This window comes from uncultured Mailhella sp., from assembly GCF_944324995.1.
Lineage (GTDB): Bacteria > Desulfobacterota > Desulfovibrionia > Desulfovibrionales > Desulfovibrionaceae > Mailhella.
In genome coordinates this window covers 1-17018 of sequence record NZ_CALUYL010000013.1, presented here as the reverse complement: position 1 = coordinate 17018, position 17018 = coordinate 1, and the positions used below count along the sequence as shown (strand labels likewise).

The 17018-nt window shown below is 62.5% G+C and carries 12 protein-coding genes; 8 read left to right on the top strand and 4 right to left on the bottom strand.

Going from position 1 to position 17018, the window contains the following annotated elements:
- Nucleotides 1–415 precede the first annotated feature (415 nt).
- From Q0K02_RS06830 to Q0K02_RS06795, 8 genes are all read left to right on the top strand, one after another.
- Nucleotides 416–1429, top strand: a complete 1014-nt coding sequence (locus Q0K02_RS06830; RefSeq protein ID WP_294486519.1) for a TRAP transporter substrate-binding protein — start codon at nt 416–418, stop codon at nt 1427–1429.
- Between the two features lie 54 nt (nt 1430–1483).
- Nucleotides 1484–1990, top strand: a complete 507-nt coding sequence (locus Q0K02_RS06825) for a TRAP transporter small permease (RefSeq protein WP_294486517.1) — start codon at nt 1484–1486, stop codon at nt 1988–1990.
- Nucleotides 1991–1993: 3 nt separating this feature from the next.
- Nucleotides 1994–3274 (top strand): TRAP transporter large permease, encoded by a 1281-nt coding sequence (locus Q0K02_RS06820; RefSeq protein ID WP_294486514.1) that lies wholly within the window; start codon nt 1994–1996, stop codon nt 3272–3274.
- Between the two features lie 154 nt (nt 3275–3428).
- On the top strand, nt 3429–5333 hold the full coding sequence (gene iolC, locus Q0K02_RS06815) for a 5-dehydro-2-deoxygluconokinase (RefSeq protein WP_294486511.1): 1905 nt from the start codon (nt 3429–3431) through the stop codon (nt 5331–5333).
- A 78-nt stretch (nt 5334–5411) separates the two neighbouring features.
- Nucleotides 5412–6455 (top strand): L-idonate 5-dehydrogenase, encoded by a 1044-nt coding sequence (locus tag Q0K02_RS06810; RefSeq protein WP_294486508.1) that lies wholly within the window; start codon nt 5412–5414, stop codon nt 6453–6455.
- The gene (locus tag Q0K02_RS06805; protein WP_294486504.1) at nt 6452–7264 is read left to right on the top strand and encodes a sugar phosphate isomerase/epimerase family protein; all 813 of its coding nucleotides are present in this window, start codon (nt 6452–6454) and stop codon (nt 7262–7264) included. The genes Q0K02_RS06810 and Q0K02_RS06805 overlap by 4 nt, the downstream gene beginning before the upstream one ends.
- Nucleotides 7265–7309: 45 nt before the next feature.
- Nucleotides 7310–8071 (top strand): SDR family oxidoreductase, encoded by a 762-nt coding sequence (locus tag Q0K02_RS06800; protein WP_294486501.1) that lies wholly within the window; start codon nt 7310–7312, stop codon nt 8069–8071.
- 547 nt (nt 8072–8618) lie between these two features.
- Nucleotides 8619–9782 (top strand): iron-containing alcohol dehydrogenase, encoded by a 1164-nt coding sequence (locus Q0K02_RS06795; RefSeq protein WP_294486497.1) that lies wholly within the window; start codon nt 8619–8621, stop codon nt 9780–9782.
- A gap of 199 nt (nt 9783–9981) precedes the next feature.
- Here Q0K02_RS06795 and metG read toward each other — a convergent pair whose 3' ends face one another.
- The 4 genes from metG to uvrA form a co-directional block, all read right to left on the bottom strand.
- Nucleotides 9982–11934 carry a methionine--tRNA ligase gene (metG, locus tag Q0K02_RS06790; protein ID WP_294486495.1) on the bottom strand — a complete coding sequence of 651 codons (1953 nt, stop codon included), beginning with the start codon at nt 11932–11934 and terminating at the stop codon, nt 9982–9984.
- Nucleotides 11935–12011: 77 nt separating this feature from the next.
- Nucleotides 12012–13202, bottom strand: a complete 1191-nt coding sequence (gene ricT / locus Q0K02_RS06785; protein WP_294486493.1) for a regulatory iron-sulfur-containing complex subunit RicT — start codon at nt 13200–13202, stop codon at nt 12012–12014.
- 619 nt (nt 13203–13821) lie between these two features.
- Nucleotides 13822–15273: a DUF4139 domain-containing protein gene (locus Q0K02_RS06780; RefSeq protein ID WP_294486490.1), complete on the bottom strand. Its 1452-nt coding sequence runs from the start codon at nt 15271–15273 to the stop codon at nt 13822–13824.
- Nucleotides 15274–15275: 2 nt separating this feature from the next.
- Nucleotides 15276–17018 (bottom strand): excinuclease ABC subunit UvrA (gene uvrA, locus Q0K02_RS06775; RefSeq protein WP_294486487.1); only part of this gene is annotated, 1743 nt, incomplete at its 5' end.

Here is a 17018-nt window from a genome sequence, read left to right as displayed (position 1 = left end):
TTGTTTGTTTTGTACACCAGTAAACATTTTTTGCAGGGAAATGAACGCGTTTCGTATTGTATAAGACGATATTTTTGAAGAACAGTTGAGGGCTTTGTCGCTACTTTCGGCAAAGCCCTTTTTTATTGCAGAATTTTACAGAAAAATCGGAGGGAAGGTCGGGCCGGATTTTTACGCGAAAAAATGTAAAAAATATTACATTCTGTAATCATCTGTAACATGGGTAATTTTTATATTTTATTGAAATTATTGAATTTCATTATTGTTACCCTATGAACATGAAAAAAAGTTTGTTAAGTTGCAATCAATTTTTTTATTGTTTATTGACACGAATTATTTTTTTTGTAATTGCTTGATTAACCTTGAAAAGTCAGAGGTGGATTTGTTTGCCAACAAATAACCAGAGAGGTTTTCTATGCGTGCTTTAACCGTATTGTTACTGGCCTGCTGTTTGGTGACCGGCATATCCGCGCACGCTGAGGCTTCGGACAAGATCATCGTCCGGCTCAGCCACAGCAACACGCCGTCGGACATGGATCCCTACCACACCATAGTGACCAAGCTGAAAAGCAAGGTGGAAGGCGCTCTCGGCACGGACCGCATCGAAATTCAGGAATATCCCGCCGGACAGCTCGGCTCCGAAGACAGAGCCTTCCAGGACGTGCAGCAGGGCATCGTGCAGATGGCCATTCTCGCGGTGAACAATGCCTCCGTGTTTGCTCCCTCTCTCGGCGCCTTCGATCTGCCCTACATTTTCAAGAGCGTGGAAGAGTTCGACAAGTGCGTTGACGAAAACTGGGACGTCATCAACGAAAACATGGAAAAGGAATGCGGCAACATCGCGCTGGTGTGGCATTCCCAGGGCTTCCGCTACATCACCAACAGCAAGATGCCCATCACCACTCTGGCCGATCTTGCCAAGGTGAAGATCCGCGTGCCCAACAACCCGCAGATGATCGGCGTGTATCGCGCCTGGGGCACCGAACCCGTGCCGCTCGCCTGGGACGAAACCTTCAACGCCGTGCAGCAGCGCGTTGTCGATGGTCAGGATAATCCGCTGGTGTCCATTGCCACCAACCGCTTCTATGAAATTCAGAAGTACATCACCGAACCGCACTACAAGCTGTGGACCGGTCCGCTGGTGGTGAACGCCTCCTGGCTGCGTTCCCTCCCCAAGGACGTGCAGGACGTGCTCGTCAAGTCCGGTCATGAAGTCACCGTGGAAATGCGCGAAGAGCTCAAGAAGCAGGAAGCCATGTCCCGTCAGTTCCTGAAGGACAAGGGCATGGTCTTCTGCGGCGTGCCCACCGATGAAGACCAGTGGATGTCGCGCGCCATGGCCATCTGGCCGCAGTTCTATCCTCAGATCAAGAACATGGCCATTGTGGAAGCCTTCATGAAGACCCTCGGTCGCGAGCTTCCCCGGTAGAGATCAGCGAGTCCCGGAGTGCGGCGAGCTCTCCGGGATTTTTCGGAGGCAACTATGAAAGTGTTGAAGTGGCTCGACAGGAATTTTGAAGATGTTGTGTGCGCCATTCTTCTTGTCAGCATCGTGACCATGCTCATGGCGCAGGTGGTGGTTCGTTTCGTGTTCGGGTACGGCCTGACCGTTTCCGAAGAACTGTGCCGATTCATGTTTCTGTATCTTGTGTACTTTGCCGCCAGCCTCGTGGCTCTCAAGGGCGGCCACATCCGCGTGACAGCTCACCTCCAGTACCTTTCGACCAAAGCCAGGCTTGCGCTGCTCATGGTGTCGGATCTGCTCTGGATAGGTTTCAATATCATGGTCATCTGGGAAGGGATCAAGCTCATCGACGGCATGGCTGCCCGTCCCATGTATTCCGGCGCCATGCTCCTCGACATGCGCTATGTGTACGTTGCCGTGCCGCTGGCCTTCTGCCTGCTGACGTTCCGCATCATTCAGCGCTGGGTGCGTCATTTCCGCGGCGAAATTTCCATTCTGGATACCCAGGTCGTTGAGGAGGGCTAGCCTATGACCGACCTTCTTCTGTGGATAGTCATGGCCGCATGCCTCATCGTGGGCTGCCCCATCTTCGTTTCTCTCGGCGTGGCCTCGGTGGCGGTGCTCTTCTTCAGCAACATTCCCATGAGCATCATCGCGCTGGACATGTGCAAGGTCATGGACATGTTCCCGCTGCTTGCGGTGGTGGGCTTCATCTTTGCCGGCGCGCTCATGGAAAAGGGCGGCATGGCCCGGCAGATCGTTGACATGGCGCAGATTTTCGTGGGCCGCATTCAGGGCGGTCTCGGCATCACCACCATTCTCGGCTGCCTCTTCTTCGCCGCCATGATCGGTTCCGGTCCCGGCACCGTGGCCGCCATGGGCTCCATCATGATTCCCACCATGGTGCGCCGCGGCTACTCTCCCGAATACGCGGCGGGCGTCTGCGCCACGGGCGGCACGCTCGGCATTCTCATTCCGCCGAGCAACCCCATGATCATTTACGGCATCATTGCCAGCACCTCCATTTCCAAGCTCTTCACCGCAGGCTTCGTGCCCGGCTTCCTTCTGGGTTTCTTCATGATGGTCATGGCCTACGTGCTGGCCAGACGCGCCGGCTTCCGCGGCACCATTGCCACCGACGGCGAACTCAAGTTCTGGCCGCAGCTTCGCAAGAGCTTCTTCTCCCTCATGGCGCCGGTCATCATTCTCGGCGGCATCTACGCGGGCATCTGCACTCCCGTGGAAGCCTCGGTCATCGCCATTTTCTACTCTCTGTTCGTCGGCATGTTCATCACCCGCGAGCTGAAGATCGCCGAGATCTGGGACGCCATCAAGATGACCAACGCCTCGGCGGGCAGCATCATCATCGTGCTCGGCGTGTCCACGCTGTTCGGCCGCATCCTCACCATGCAGCGCATTCCGCACCTGCTTGCGAACTGGATGATCACCCTCACCGACAATCCCTACGTCATCCTCATCCTCATCGGCCTGCTGCTGCTCTTCCTCGGCATGTTCATGGAAACGCTGGCCACCATCGTCATTCTGGCGCCCATCTTCCTGCCGCTCGTGCTGCGTGTGGGCATCGATCCCGTGTTCTTCGGCATCTTCTGGGTCATCACCAACGAAGTCGCGCTGCTTTCGCCGCCGCTCGGGGTAAACCTGTTCATTGCGCAAAAACTGTCGGGAATCACGTTCGAGCGCGTGGCCAGGGGCGCGTTCCCGTACATGCTGCTCATCATCGCCTTCATCATTCTGCTCATCATCTTCCAGGACATTCCGCTCATCCTTCCCCGTCTGCTGGGAATGTAATTCACGCTTCATCCTCGGGTCTTCGGCCCTTGTCTTCGGGGTCTGCCGGCTGCCTTCCGGCGGACCGCCGCAGGGGACCTTTGTCCTCAAAAAACGGGACCATCATGTATAACTGTGTCATATTGCATCATTTTCAATTCCGGAGTTGTCGGACATGGTAGAGAAAAAGTTTGATTTGATCTGCATCGGTCGATCCTGTGTGGATATGTACAGCGGCGAGTTCGGCGTGCCGCTGGAGAGAGCCATGACTTTCTCCAAGTCCGTGGGGGGCAGCCCCATGAACATCGCCATAGGCACGTCCCGTCTGGGCCTGAAGGTGGGCGCCATCACGGCCGTGGGCAAGGAAGGCAACGGCGACTACATCAAGTGGCAGCTCGCCTGCGAAGGCGTGGACGTCAGCCGCATCAAGACCGATCCGGCCAGACTCACGGCCATGGTGCTGCTCAGCATACGCGGCAAGGACGACTTTCCGCTCATCCAGTACCGGGAAAACTGCGCCGACATGGGACTCCGGCCGGAAGACATTGATCCCGACTATCTGGCGCAGGCCAAGGCCGTGCTCGTGACCGGCATTCATCTCTCGCAGGAAGGCGTGCGCGCCGCCACCATGAAGATTCTGGAAACGGCCAGGTCGCTGGGGCTGCGCTGCATTCTGGACATCGACTTCCGCCCCAACCTCTGGGGACTGCAGGGCCACGACGCCGGTTCCAGCCGCTGGGCCCAGGCTTCGGAGCGCGTGACCAGTGAATACCGCAAGGTTCTGCCGTATTTTGACCTCATCGTGGGCACGGAAGAGGAATACTTCATTGCGAGCGGCAAGACGGAAGCCATCGCCGCCCTGCGCGAAGTGCGTCGCATGACAAAGGCCGTGCTCATCCACAAGCTCGGCGATCGCGGATGCGCCGCGCTTGACGGCGACATTCCCGACAGCTTCACCGACGACGTGGTGCAGCCCGGCTTCCCCGTCAAGGTGTTCAACTCCATCGGCGCGGGCGACGGCTTCATGTCGGGCTTTCTGCGCGGCTGGCTGCGCGGCGAGGATCTTGCCACCTGCTGCCGCTACGCCAACGCCGCGGGCGCGTTTGCGGTTTCCCGCCTGGGCTGCTCTTCGGCCTATCCGAGCTGGACGGAAATGCAGTACTTCCTGGAGCACGGCAGCAAGGAAAAATGGCTGCGGCACGACGCCATGCTGGAACAGATTCACTGGTCCACGAACCGGCGCGTCAAGTGGCACGATCTGGCCGTGCTGGCCTTCGATCATCGTCTGGTGTTCCGTCAGCTTGCGGACGAGTACGGCCGTTCCGACAAGGATATTGCCGCCTTCAAGCAGCTCATCTACAAGGCGGCGCTGGAAGTGGCCGGAGATCCCGTGTCTTCGGGCAATCAGATAGGCATTCTTGCCGACGACACCTACGGGCTGGACGTGCTTTTGGAGAGTAATCACCATCCGGTGTGGGTGGGGCGTTGCATTGAGCGCACCAACGTTTCTCCGCTGGCCTTCGAGGGCCTGCCCGACGTGGGCTCCACGCTGCAGAGCTGGCCGGAGAACCATGTGGTGAAATGCCTGTTCCGTCCGCAGGCCTCCGACGCGCAGGCCGTGCGGGAAGAGAACGAAAAGCAGCTTCGCCGTCTCTTTTCCGCGTCCCGCGGCACGGGGCACGAACTGCTTCTGGAATTCATTCCCGAAGGCGGCGACAGGGACACGGATCTGCTGGCCTGGATGGAGCAGTGCTACGTCATGGGCGTGTATCCCGACTACTGGAAGATTCTGCCTCCGGAACGGGAAGAGACCTGGGCCCGCATGGAAGAGCTCATCATGCGTCACGATCCCTACTGCCGCGGCATACTCATTCTCGGCAACAACGCTTCGGAACAGGAACTGCGTCAGGCCTTTGCCCACATTCCCCGCGACGAGCGCGTGCTGGGCTTTGCCATCGGCCGCAGCATCTTCCGCGCGCCTGCGCAGCGCTGGCTTGCCGGCGAAATCGGCGACGACGAAGCCGTGCAGGCCATGAAGGACGCGTTCAGCCGTCTGATTGAAAGCTGGAATCACCGATAAGACCTCATGAACCGGGAGGGGGAGTCCCCTCCCCGCACGACGTTCTGTCCGCTGAGAAGGGAGCGGAAAGGAGTGGTCATGAAAGCATGCGTGCTGTATGCGGCTAAGGATCTGCGCGTGGAGGAGCGCCCGGTGCCGGAACCCGGCGAGGGCATGGTCCGCCTGAAAATGGGCGGCGTGGGCATATGCGGCAGCGATCTTCACTACTACCACATCGGCCGCGTGGGCGACGCCGTGGTGAAGGAACCCATGGTGCTGGGGCACGAGATCTGCGGCGTGGTGGATAAGGTCGGCCCCGGGGTGATCGGTCTGAGGCCCGGCGACCGGGTCATCGTGAACCCCACGGACGAATGCGGCGAGTGCGAATACTGCCGTTCCGGGCGCAGGAATCTCTGCCCGTCGCTGCGCTACTACGGTTCGGCGGCGCGCACGCCCCACGTGCAGGGCGTGATGACGGAATATCCGCTGGTGCAGGCCAGGCAGTGCGTGGTCGTGGGAGGCGACATGCCCTTTGAGATAGGCGCGTGCGTGGAGCCTCTCGCCATTGCGCTGCATGCGCTTTCCCGGGCGGGCAACGTGTTCGGGAAGGACGTGTTCATCAGCGGCGCGGGGCCCGTGGGCTGCCTCATTGCGGCCGTGGCCCGGCTGAACGGCGCGTCGAGCGTTTCCATCAGCGACATGGAGGATTTTCCGCTGAAAGTGGCGCGCCGTCTCGGCGCCGATTGCACCGTGAAGGCGACCGACGCAGAAGGCATGCGGGCGCTGCGGGGCCGCTGCGGCGTGTGCTTCGAGGCGTCGGGCTCGCGCGGCGGCATGCAGTCCTGCCTTGAAGCCGTGGGCACGGGCGGATGCGTGGTTCACGTGGGCTTTCAGCTCGACAACGAGGTTCCCTATCCGATCAACGCGCTGGTCATACGCCGGGAAGTGACGATCAAAGGCTCGCTGCGGGCCTATCAGGAATTTCCTCTGGCCGCGCGTCTTGTGGAAAGCGGCCGCCTGGACATTCGTCCGCTGGTCACCGCCGTGTTCCCGCTGGAGAGGGCGGAAGAGGCCATATTAACTGCGTCCGACAAGACCCGTTCCATGAAGGTGGTGCTTGTCGCCCCGGGAGAACAGTCATGAAGATAAGCATTTCCGTGGCGGCAACGCCTTCGCCCATGCCGCAGATCATGTTCAGCGGCGGATTGGAACGCGATCTGCCCATGCTGGGGGAAATGGGTTTCGACGGCGTGGATCTTTTCTTTCCCGACCCGCGCGGCACGGACGCCGTCAAGGTGCGTCGCCTGCTGGACGAAAACGGACTGAAGGCCGCCATGCTGGCTTCGCAGGGCGATCTCATGGCGGACGGGCTGTTTCTCAACGTGCCGGAGCGCCTGCCCGAGCTTCTGGAGCGATCCCTGTATCATCTGGAGCAGTGCGCGGTGCTGAACACCATGCCCAACGTGGGGTTTCTGCGCGGCAGGCACGACGCGCGCCCGGACAGCTTCCGGCACATGGCCGAAGGGCTTGCCCGCTACTGCGATCTTGCGGCGGGCATGGGCGTGAACGTGCTGCTTGAGCCCATCTGCCGCTATGAAATCGATTCCGTGCTCACCACGGCGCAGGCGCTGGAGCTGTGGAAGGCGGCGGGGGAACCCGCCAATCTCACGCTGCTGCTCGACCTCTTTCACATGAACATGGAGGAGGCCTCGCTGTGCGGAGCCGTGAGCGCGGCCGCCGGACGCATAGGACACGTGCATTTTGTGGAGAACACGCGCGCCGTGCCCGGGCTGGGCTGCCAGGCCCTCGGCGACGTGGTGGACTGCCTGGCGCGCGCAGGCTACGAGGGCTTTCTCGGACTGGAGGCCGTGCCCGGCCCCGATCCCGAACAGGAAGCCCGCGCCGGACTCGCCTATACCCGGGCGCTGCTTTACGGACACGGCGGGCGCTGAGCGCTGCCGAATCTTCTACGAACCCACAGCCACAGGAGAGAGAGCATGTTTTCCATTCAGGGAAAGACGGCGCTGGTGACCGGTTCCGGACGGGGCATAGGCTATGCCATTGCGGAAGCGCTGGCGAGCCAGGGCGCGAACGTGACCATTTCCGACATCAATGCGGAGCTTGTGAGCGAGGCTGCGGCCGCTCTTCAGAAGAAATATTCCTCCGTCCGTGTTCGTTCGCTGCTGTTCGACGTGACGGACAGAGGGCAGATAGAGGCGGCCATGGCAACCCTCATGAAGGAGGACGGCGGCCTGGATATTCTGGTCAACAATGCGGGCATCAACCTGCGCGAGCGGGTGGAGAATCTGGAGGACGAGGTGTGGCAGCGCATGCTCGACACCAATCTCACCAGCGTGTTCCGCGTTTCCCGCGCGGCGCTGCCGCTTCTGCGCGCCCGGGGCGCGGGCAAGGTGGTGAATCTCTGCTCGCTCATGTCCGAAATCGCGCGTCCTACGGTGTCGCCGTACGCCAGCACCAAGGGCGCGGTGCGTCAGTTCACCCGCGCGCTCGCCACGGAATGGGCCGAATACAACATTCAGGTCAACGGCATTGCGCCGGGCTTCATTGCCACGGACATGAACATTCCGCTCATGAACGACAGGGAACTCAACGACTACATCATGCGTCACACGCCGGCAAAGCGCTGGGGCAGGCCTTCGGAAGTGGCTTCCGTGGTGGCTTTTCTCGTGTCGCCTGCGGCGGATTTCGTCACCGGTCAGATGATCTTCATCGACGGCGGCTTCATCGTTTCGTTGTAGGGCTAGGGACGCGGCGTTCGGCGGCCGCGTTTCGTCGCACTCAGCAGGGCCGGGCTCCGTTGCCTGAAAGGCACTGCGCGCCTCGCGCTGCGGAAGCGGGCGTGGATTTTCCCGGAACCTCCACCGGGCGCGACGGAGCGCCGATTCTTTTTCCTGTCCGCATCATGAAGGAGGCGCTGCCGCCGGAGGCGGACGTGAAGGTTTCGGGCTTTTGCGTTCACGCCTGCGCGGAACCGGCGTTTCCGGCCCCGGTCATGGGAGCCGGTCTCATCGGCGTGCTTCGGGGCCCCTTCATTGCGGACGCCCTCTGCAACCGTTATGCGCTTTCGGCTGGAGACTTTCCCCGACCAGCCGAAAGGCACGCAGGCTGCGGAGCCTTCCTCCTCGCCGGCAGGCGCAACAGCTTGTCCCCCGGAATTGTCCTGCCGGTGTTCTTTCCGCCTTGGGGGACTCGGACCGACGGCTTTTCTTTTTCCGGATGAAAGCCGTCTCAGCCGGGCGGACCGGAACCCCTGTCCGGTCCGCCCTCTGCACAGGAGTGTTCAGAATGGTGTTCCAACACGCTACGGTCAAGAGAATAGTGCATGGTTTCGGTTCCATAGCCGGGACTTCCGACGAAGTGAAGAAGCTCGGAGGAACCAGGGTTCTCCTCATCACCGATCCCGGTCTGGCGAAGATCGGCGTGCAGAAGCCGGTGGAGGAATCGCTTGATGCGGCGGGCATTCCCTGGAAGCTGTACGCCGGGGCCGAGCTTGAGCCGAGTGCGGAATCCATCCGGCGCTGCGCCGATGAAGCCTCGGCCTTCGACGCCGACGTGCTCATAGGCGTTGGCGGCGGCAGCGCGCTGGACACCGCCAAGGCCACGGCCGTGCTGCTCGGCAACGACGGCCCCATTGAGAAGTATTTCGGCATGGATCTCGTGCCCAATCCTTCGCTGCCGACCATTCTCGTGCCCACCACGGCGGGAACCGGTTCGGAAATGACCAACATTGCGGTGCTGGCCGACACGGTCAACGGCGGCAAGCAGGGCGTGGTTTCGGAATACATGTACGCCGACACGGTGATTCTTGACCCTGACATGACCATGGGCCTGCCCCCCAGAGTGACGGCCATGACGGGCGTGGACGCCTTTGTTCACGCCATGGAATCCTACTGCGGGCTGGCGGCCACGCCGTTCACCGACGCCCTCAACATTCAGGCCATGAAGCTCATTGCCGGCAATCTGCGCCGCGCCTACGCCAACGGATCCAACCGCGAGGCGCGCAAGGCCATGCTCTACGGCTCCGCGCTGGCGGGGATGGGCTTCGTGAACACGCAAAACGGCATCATTCACGCCATCGGCACCACGCTGCCGCTCTCCTGCCACATTCCCCACGGACTGGCCATGGCCATCTGCGCGCCGTTCTGCGTGGGTTTCAACCACATTGCCGCGCCCGAACGCTACGCGCTGGTGGCGGACATCCTCCGCGGCGAGGACCGTTCCCGCAGCATGTCCGTGGACGCTCGCGCCGCGGACGCGGAAGGGGCGTTTCGGCAGTGGCTGGCCGATCTGGACATTCAGACCGGTCTTTCGCATTACGGCGTGACCCGCGGGGATCTGCCGGGCTGTGCGGACCGGGCCTTTGCCGCCAGGCGTCTTCTGAACAACAATCCGCGCCGCGCCGGACGCGATCAGATTCTGGCGCTCTTGGAACTCGGCTTCGAGCGCTAGAAGCAAAAAGCGCGCAGACGTCGTTTTGCCGTTCCGGTCGGGGCGAAGGCTTCGCTGGGGCTGCGCTCTGAGCGCGCGCAGAACGCGCGGCAAGCCTTCTCGCAGGCCGCGCTGCCGTCATCTTGGCCATTTCGGCGTGCAAAAAGGGCGTCGCTCCCTTTCGGGGAACGACGCCCTTTGTCGTGCTTGCTGTTCAGGCTCAGGCGATGGAGGATCCGCTCGGCGCGTCGGCCGTGAGCAGGGAGAGGCCGCCGTCGAATTCGGCGGTGAGAATCATGCCCTGCGATTCAAGGCCGCGCAGCTTGCGCGGAGGCAGATTGGCCACCACCACGACCTTCTTGCCCACGAGGTCTTCGGGCTTGAAGTGCGCGGCGATGCCGGACACGATCTGCCGGGGCTTGTCTTCGCCGAGGTCCACGTCGAAGCGCAGCAGCTTGTCGGCGTTGGGATGCTGTTCCGCGGCGAGAATGGTGCCCACGCGAAGGTCGAGCTTCTGGAAGTCGGCAAATTCGATGGGAGCCTTGGGGCCGGTTTCCGTGGGCGCAGGCTTGGGCGCGGGGGCCTTCTTTTCCTTCCTGGGCTTGGCGGGAGCCTCTTCCTTTTCCATTTCGAGGCGGGGGAAGAGGTTGGAGGAGGCCGCAATTTCAAGACCGGTGCGCAGGTGCATGCGGTAGTGCAGCACGTCGTTCAGGGCGGCTTCGGAAAGCGGGCCCTGCGGACGGCCGAGCTGCGCCTGCATGGTGGCGGAAGAGGCGGGCATGACGGGCCAGATGAGGTAGGCCACCTTGTACATGTTTTCCAGCAGCGTGCGGATCACGGTGCCGAGGCGTTCGGTGTCGCCGTTCTTGGCGAGGGTCCAGGGGGCCTGTTCGTCCACGTACTTGTTCATGGCGCGCACGGCGGTCCACAGGGCGTCGAGAGCCTGCGAGAAGCGCAGTTCGCCGAAGAGCTGCACGAAGTTGGCGGCGGCGTTGTCCGTGGTTTCGGAGAGAATGTCGTCGGCTTCGAGCTGATTGCCGAGCGCGGGAACCTTGCTCGCAAAGTACTTGGCGTTCATGGAGAGCACGCGGCTGAACAGGTTGCCGAGGTCGTTGGCGAGGTCGGCGTTCACGCGGGTGATGATGGCTTCCGGGGAATAGGAGGCGTCGGAGCCGAAGTTCATCTCGCGCAGCAGGAAATAGCGGAACGCGTCGAGGCCGAAGTGCTCGGCGGCCTTGAGCGGATCGACCACGTTGCCCAGCGACTTGGACATCTTGGTGTCCTTGACGAGCCAGTAGCCGTGGACGTTGAGATGCTTGTAGAGGGGCAGGCCCGCGGCCATGAGCATGGTGGGCCAGAAGATGCCGTGGGGCTTCAGAATGTCCTTGGCCACGAGATGTTCGCCGGGCCAGTATTTTCTGTAGTTGCCGGATTCGTCGTTTTCGTTGTCGGGCCAGCCGAGGGCCGTGATGTAGTTGGCGAGCGCGTCGAACCACACGTAGCTCACGTAGTTCTTGTCGAAGGGCAGCTCGATGCCCCAGGTGAGGCGCGACTTGGGACGCGAAATGCACAGATCTTCCAGCACGCCGCCTTCGAGCATGGCGAGGGCTTCGTTGCGGTAGCGCTCGGGACGGATGAAGTCGGGATGATCGAGAATGTACTGACGAAGCTGATCCTGATACTTGGACATCTTGAAGAAGTAGTTCTTCTCGCTGATGTATTCGGGCTTGGTCAGGTGCTGGGGGCAGAGGCCGTTTTCCAGTTCCTTTTCGGTGTAGAAGCGCTCGCAGCCGTAGCAGTAGTGGCCGCCGTATTCGCCGAAATAGATGTCGCCCTTGTCGTAGAGGCGCTGGAGCAGCACCTGCACGGCCTTCATGTGATCGGGATCGGTGGTGCGGATGAAGCCGTCGTTTTCAATGCCGAGCTTGGGCCACAGATTGCGGAACACGCCGGAAATGTCGTCCACGAAGGCCTGCGGGGTCACGCCGGCGGCGGTGGCAGCCTTGACTATCTTGTCCCCGTGTTCGTCGGTGCCGGTCTGCATGCGGGCGTCTTCGCCGAGCATGCGGTGAAATCTCTTGAGCGTGTCGGCCACAATGGTGGAGTACGCATGGCCCAGATGAGGGCGGGCGTTGACATAGTAGATGGGCGTGGTGATGTAGTAGGTTTTCACGGGAACTCCTGCTGAAAGAGCGTTGTTTCTTTGTCGTGCCGGCTGGCTTCGCCGGAAAAGGGGCCGCAGGGCGTTTGCTACTGCGCGCTCTGACCGGAGGCGTCGTCGTTCGAGGCGTGCTCCTTCGGCTCGCGCGCGGGGCGGGAACGGCGGTTTTTGTCGTGCTGCTCCTGATGGTGATGCGGACGCTTCCTGCGATGCGTGGCCTCTTCGGAATTCATCATGCTGGGCTCGTGGGACACGGGCTGCGCGCCGTCCACGGGTTCGAGACCGGCAAGGTCGTCGTCGAGGGTTTCGGGCGCGGCGGAAACCACCATCATGCCGTTGCCGTTCTGGGGCTTCTGTTCCTTGGCGGAAGGCGCGGGGGGCACTTCGGCGCGCGTGGGCTTGAGGGCCTGCCACTCTTCGAGGCTCATTTCCGTTTCCTGACCGCCGTCGGGCAGAACCACCACGGAATTGCGGAACATGTTGCTGCGAAGCACGCGCATGGGGCCTTCGGTGGTCTGATAGCGCTTGCCGAGGCGCGGGCAGCTTCTGTGAAAGGCGTCGTAATTTTCCTGTTCGTAGCTCAGGCAGCACAGAAGTCTGCCGCAGATGCCCGAAATCTTTGCCGGATTGAGGAAGAGATTCTGCTCCTTGGCCATCTTGATGGTGACCGGCGCAAACTTGTGCAGGTAGCGGCGGCAGCAGCACACCATGCCGCAGTTGCCGAGCGCGCCGAGCATCTGGGTTTCGTGGCGCACGCCTATCTGACGCAGTTCGATGCGGGTGCGGTACTGCCGCACGAGATCCTTGACCAGATCGCGGAAGTCGATGCGCGTGGGAGCGGTGAAGAAAAAGACCATCTTGCTGCGGTCGAAGAGAATTTCCACGTCCACGAGCTTCATGTCGAGCTTGCGGTCGGCGATGCAGCGGCGGCAGAACTGATAGGCTTCGCGGGAAAGCACGGCGTTGTCCTGAGCGGCGAGCTTTTCCTCTTCGGTGGCGCGTCGGGCCGAGGGCATGGGAGCGGCGTGATCGTCGTCCTGTCCGTTCTCGTCGGAGTCCGGGCCGCTCATGCTCTGCACGGCCACGTTGGCCGCCTTGAGCACGTGTTCCAAGTCTTCCTGCCAGGGTCTCTGCCAGACTACCTGACCGCAGTTCAGACCGCGTTCCGTCATGACCATGGCGCTTTCGCCCACGGCGAGGGGAGCGTCGTCTCCGGTGTCGTGCAGGCAGGCGAGCACCTGTCCGTAGCGGCTGAAACGTATGCCTATCGTTTGCTTCATAATGACCGAGAAAATTTTTAGGATGAAAAAAGGCGGGCATGGCCCGCGGGGAATCTTGGGAAGGATACCCTTCCGGGAAAACACTTGTCAATGCCCGAAGGCGCGCTGCCGCGCCGTTCCCGGGTCGGGGAGCGCGGCGCGGGAGTGTCGCGGACGCGGGGTGTTCGTCTTCGCCCGGGACGGCGGGGAAGGTGAACGCCGCAGGGGGAGAGGCTCGCGGCAAAGAGACGGGCAAAGCCCTGATGCCGGGGGCAATCCTTTTCCCTTCGCCCGGCAGGATCACCGCGTATCGGAGAGCCCCTGCGCGGGGCGGGAATGTTGCCTCTGCGAAGGAGAGAGGTCGGCGTTGTGGCCTGCGCGCTGCACCGGGTGGCGAAGTCCGAGGCGGGCGCGGGGGAGCCGTCAGCCCGGCTGGAAGGTCGGGGCAGCAGCGAGCAGCGCGCGGCATGTTCGCAGCGCCGGGCAGGGCTGCCGACGGGAAAGCGCTGCCCGCCCGGGAGCCGGTTTGTGCCCGCAGCTTCCCCGGGCCGGGTGAGATTCGTCGGAAGGCGGCAAGCCCTGCGGAAAGACACGCCGGGAGAAAGGATGCGCCGGGCTAAAGCCTCCGCCGGAAAAGTCGTCAGCGAAGCGCCGGGGAGGGTTCCGCCGGAGCGGCGACGGTCACTTCATGCACGATGCTCGACGTTCCGTGCGCAGGCACTTCCAGCTTCCATTCGTAGCAGGCCCTTTCTTCGTTGAGCTCGGGCGCGGGGCGGCTTTTGACCCTGGCGCTCATGCGCGCGTCGCGCAGAACGGGGGCGGAGCTTTCCACGCGCACTTCCACGGCGCGGTCGTGTCTGTTGAGAATATCCGCCTTCCAGCGCCGCTGCCGCGCCTTCATGGAGGCCGGAACGTCGGCGTCCGTGGCGGAGAGTTCCTGCGCCGCGGCGGAAACAAGCTGATCCACGCCGAAGAAGATTTCCTTCCGGGCCGCGTTCAGGCGGAACGTGCCGCGCGCGTTTTCCATGCCGTTCACCACGAAGACGGCCTGTCCCGCAGGCAGAAGCGGCAGCGTTTCCGAGGCGGGAGTTGCCGTGAAGTAGGCCCGCGTATCCTGGAGCGGACGCACGAGACGGCAGAATTCGGCCGGAAGCTCGCAGGTTGCGGCAAGGCGCGTGATCTCTCCCTCCGCGGGAACGTTCAGGCGGCCGAGCGGCCAGTAAACGCCCGTGGCGTGACTTAGCGCGTCTGCTGCGCCCGCGGCCTTGGCGGCCATGATGTTTGCGGAGCGCAGCAGGGGGCGTTCGTCGCCTTCCGTCCATATCGGCAGGGCTGGCGGCTCCACGCTGCGCGCGTCCTCGGCGGAGGCGAGGGTCACGTCCACGTCCTTCCAGTCCGCGCCGCTGTCCTGACGAAGCACGGCGTTCATGACGATGCGCACAAGCCCCGTCTTTTCCTCGGCCGACACGCGGTAGCTCGGCTTCCAGAACGCGCCGGGCAGAAAGTAGGTCCAGCGCGCGGTTGCCGGGCCCTTTCCGTCGATGACGAGCTCGCATTCCTGCACGGCGGCGTTGTGACTGCCGAGCGCCTTCATGCGCGCGTTCAGGCTCTGAATGTCCTTTTCCAGCGCTCTTTCGCGCGCGCCAAGTTCCGTTTCCTTCTGCGCGAGCGCGGCAAGGCGAAGGCGCGTTTCCTGCGCCAGCGCTTCGAGCGCCTGGGCGTTGTCGGCGGGAGCCGTCGGCGGATCGGCCCAGAAGAGGCGCTCGGCGGACACGCTTTTTCGCTCGGCAGCAGCGCGGGAGAGCTCGCCGCGCAGGTCCTCAAGCTCGCGCTGAAGCGCCGCCATGGCCGGAGAGGGCGTCTGCCTGACGCTGAGCCTCGATTCCCGCACGACGCCGGAGGACAGCGACACGGAAAGGCTTTCCGCATCCGCTCCCGCCGGAAGGGTGAGGACGACGCGGCCTTCGGGATTGACGGTCTCCTCTTCCGCGACGAGCGCGCCCGCGGGGTACAGCACCACGGAAACGGGTTTCGCCTGCGCGTGGGCAGGGGCGAGAAGCAGCGCCGCAAGAAGAAGGAGACGGAGTTTCATGATCAGTCCTCGCTGAGTATGGCGTTCAGAAAGTCGCGTCGTTTTTTGCGTTCTTCCACAAGAAAGGCGCCGGTGATGGAGGCGGGATTTTCCATGATTTCCTCGGGCGTGCCGGACGCGATGATGGTGCCGCCGTTTTCGCCGCCGCCGGGGCCGAGGTCCACGATGTGATCGGCGGAGAGAATGACGTCGGTGTTGTGCTCGATGACCACCACGGTGGCGCCGCGATCCACCAGACGATGCAGCACGTTGATGAGCTTGCCCACTTCGTGCATGTGCAGGCCGGTGGTGGGCTCGTCGAGAATGTAGAGGGTGCGCGGCAGGGACTTCTTGCCGAGCTCGCGCGATATCTTGATGCGCTGCGCTTCGCCGCCGGAAAGCGTGGTGGCCGCCTGTCCGAGGCGCAGGTAGCCGAGGCCCACGTCTTCGAGCACGCCGAGGCGGCGCTCAAGGGCGGGGTAGCTTGAGAAGAATTCCCTTGCTTCATGCACGGTGAGGTCGAGCACTTCGGAGATGTTCAGATCCTTGTAGCGCACTTCGAGGGTTTCGTGATTGAAGCGACGGCCCTTGCACACGTCGCAGGTGACGAAGATGTCGGGCAGAAAGTGCATTTCCACGCGTATCTGTCCGTCGCCCTTGCAGGTTTCGCAGCGACCGCCGGACACGTTGAAGCTGAATCGGCTGGCGGTGTAGCCGCGCTTTTTGGCGTCGGGGGTCATGGCGAAGATTTTGCGTATGTCGTCGAACACCTTGGTGTAGGTGGCGGGATTGGAACGCGGCGTGCGGCCGATGGGCGTCTGATCGATGGACACGATGCGCTCTATCTGCTCGAGGCCCTCCACGCCCTTCATGGGGCCGGGCTGTTCGGTGCGCAGGCCGCAGTGACGCGCCACGCGGCGGTAGAGCGTGTCGATGACGAGCGAGCTCTTACCCGAGCCCGACACGCCGGTGACGCAGGTGAGCGCGCCGAGGGGAATGGCGCAGTCGATGTTCTTGAGGTTGTTGGTGGTCACGCCGCGCAGGGTGAGGAACTTGTCGGAGCGGCGTCTGGTTTCCGGCACGGGAATGGTGAGGTCGCCGCGCAGGTAGCGCGCGGTGAGCGAATCGGAATGCCGGAGCAGTTCCTTCACCGTGCCTGCGAACACGAGCTCGCCGCCCTGCGAACCGGAACCCGGGCCCATTTCGAGCACGGTGTCGGCCTCGCAGATGGTGGCTTCGTCGTGTTCCACCACGAGCACGGTGTTGCCGCGCTTCTGGAGGCTGCGCAGGGTGCGGATGAGCCGTTCGTTGTCGCGCGGATGCAGGCCGATGGACGGTTCGTCGAGCACGTAGGTGACGCCCACGAGGCCGGAGCCGAGCTGCGAGGCGAGGCGTATGCGCTGGGCTTCGCCGCCGGAGAGCGTGACCATGGAGCGGCCGAGGGTGAGGTATTCGAGGCCCACGTTGACCATGAAGCCGAGGCGGAAGGTGAGTTCCTTGATGAGCGGCTCGGCGATGATGGCGTGACGCCCGGTGAAGGAGAGTCCCTTCACCCATTCGAGGGCGCGTTCGATGGAAAGGTTGCAGAAGTCCTCGATGTTGAGATCGTTCACGCGCACGGAGAGGGCTTCCTTGCGCAGACGCGTGCCGTGGCAGGTGGGGCACTCCACTTCGTAGCTGTAGCGGCTGAGAATGTCGCTCCAGGCGTCGCCGCGCTTCATGCGCTGCTCAAGCAGGTACATGACGCCCGGCCAGTGCGAGGTGGA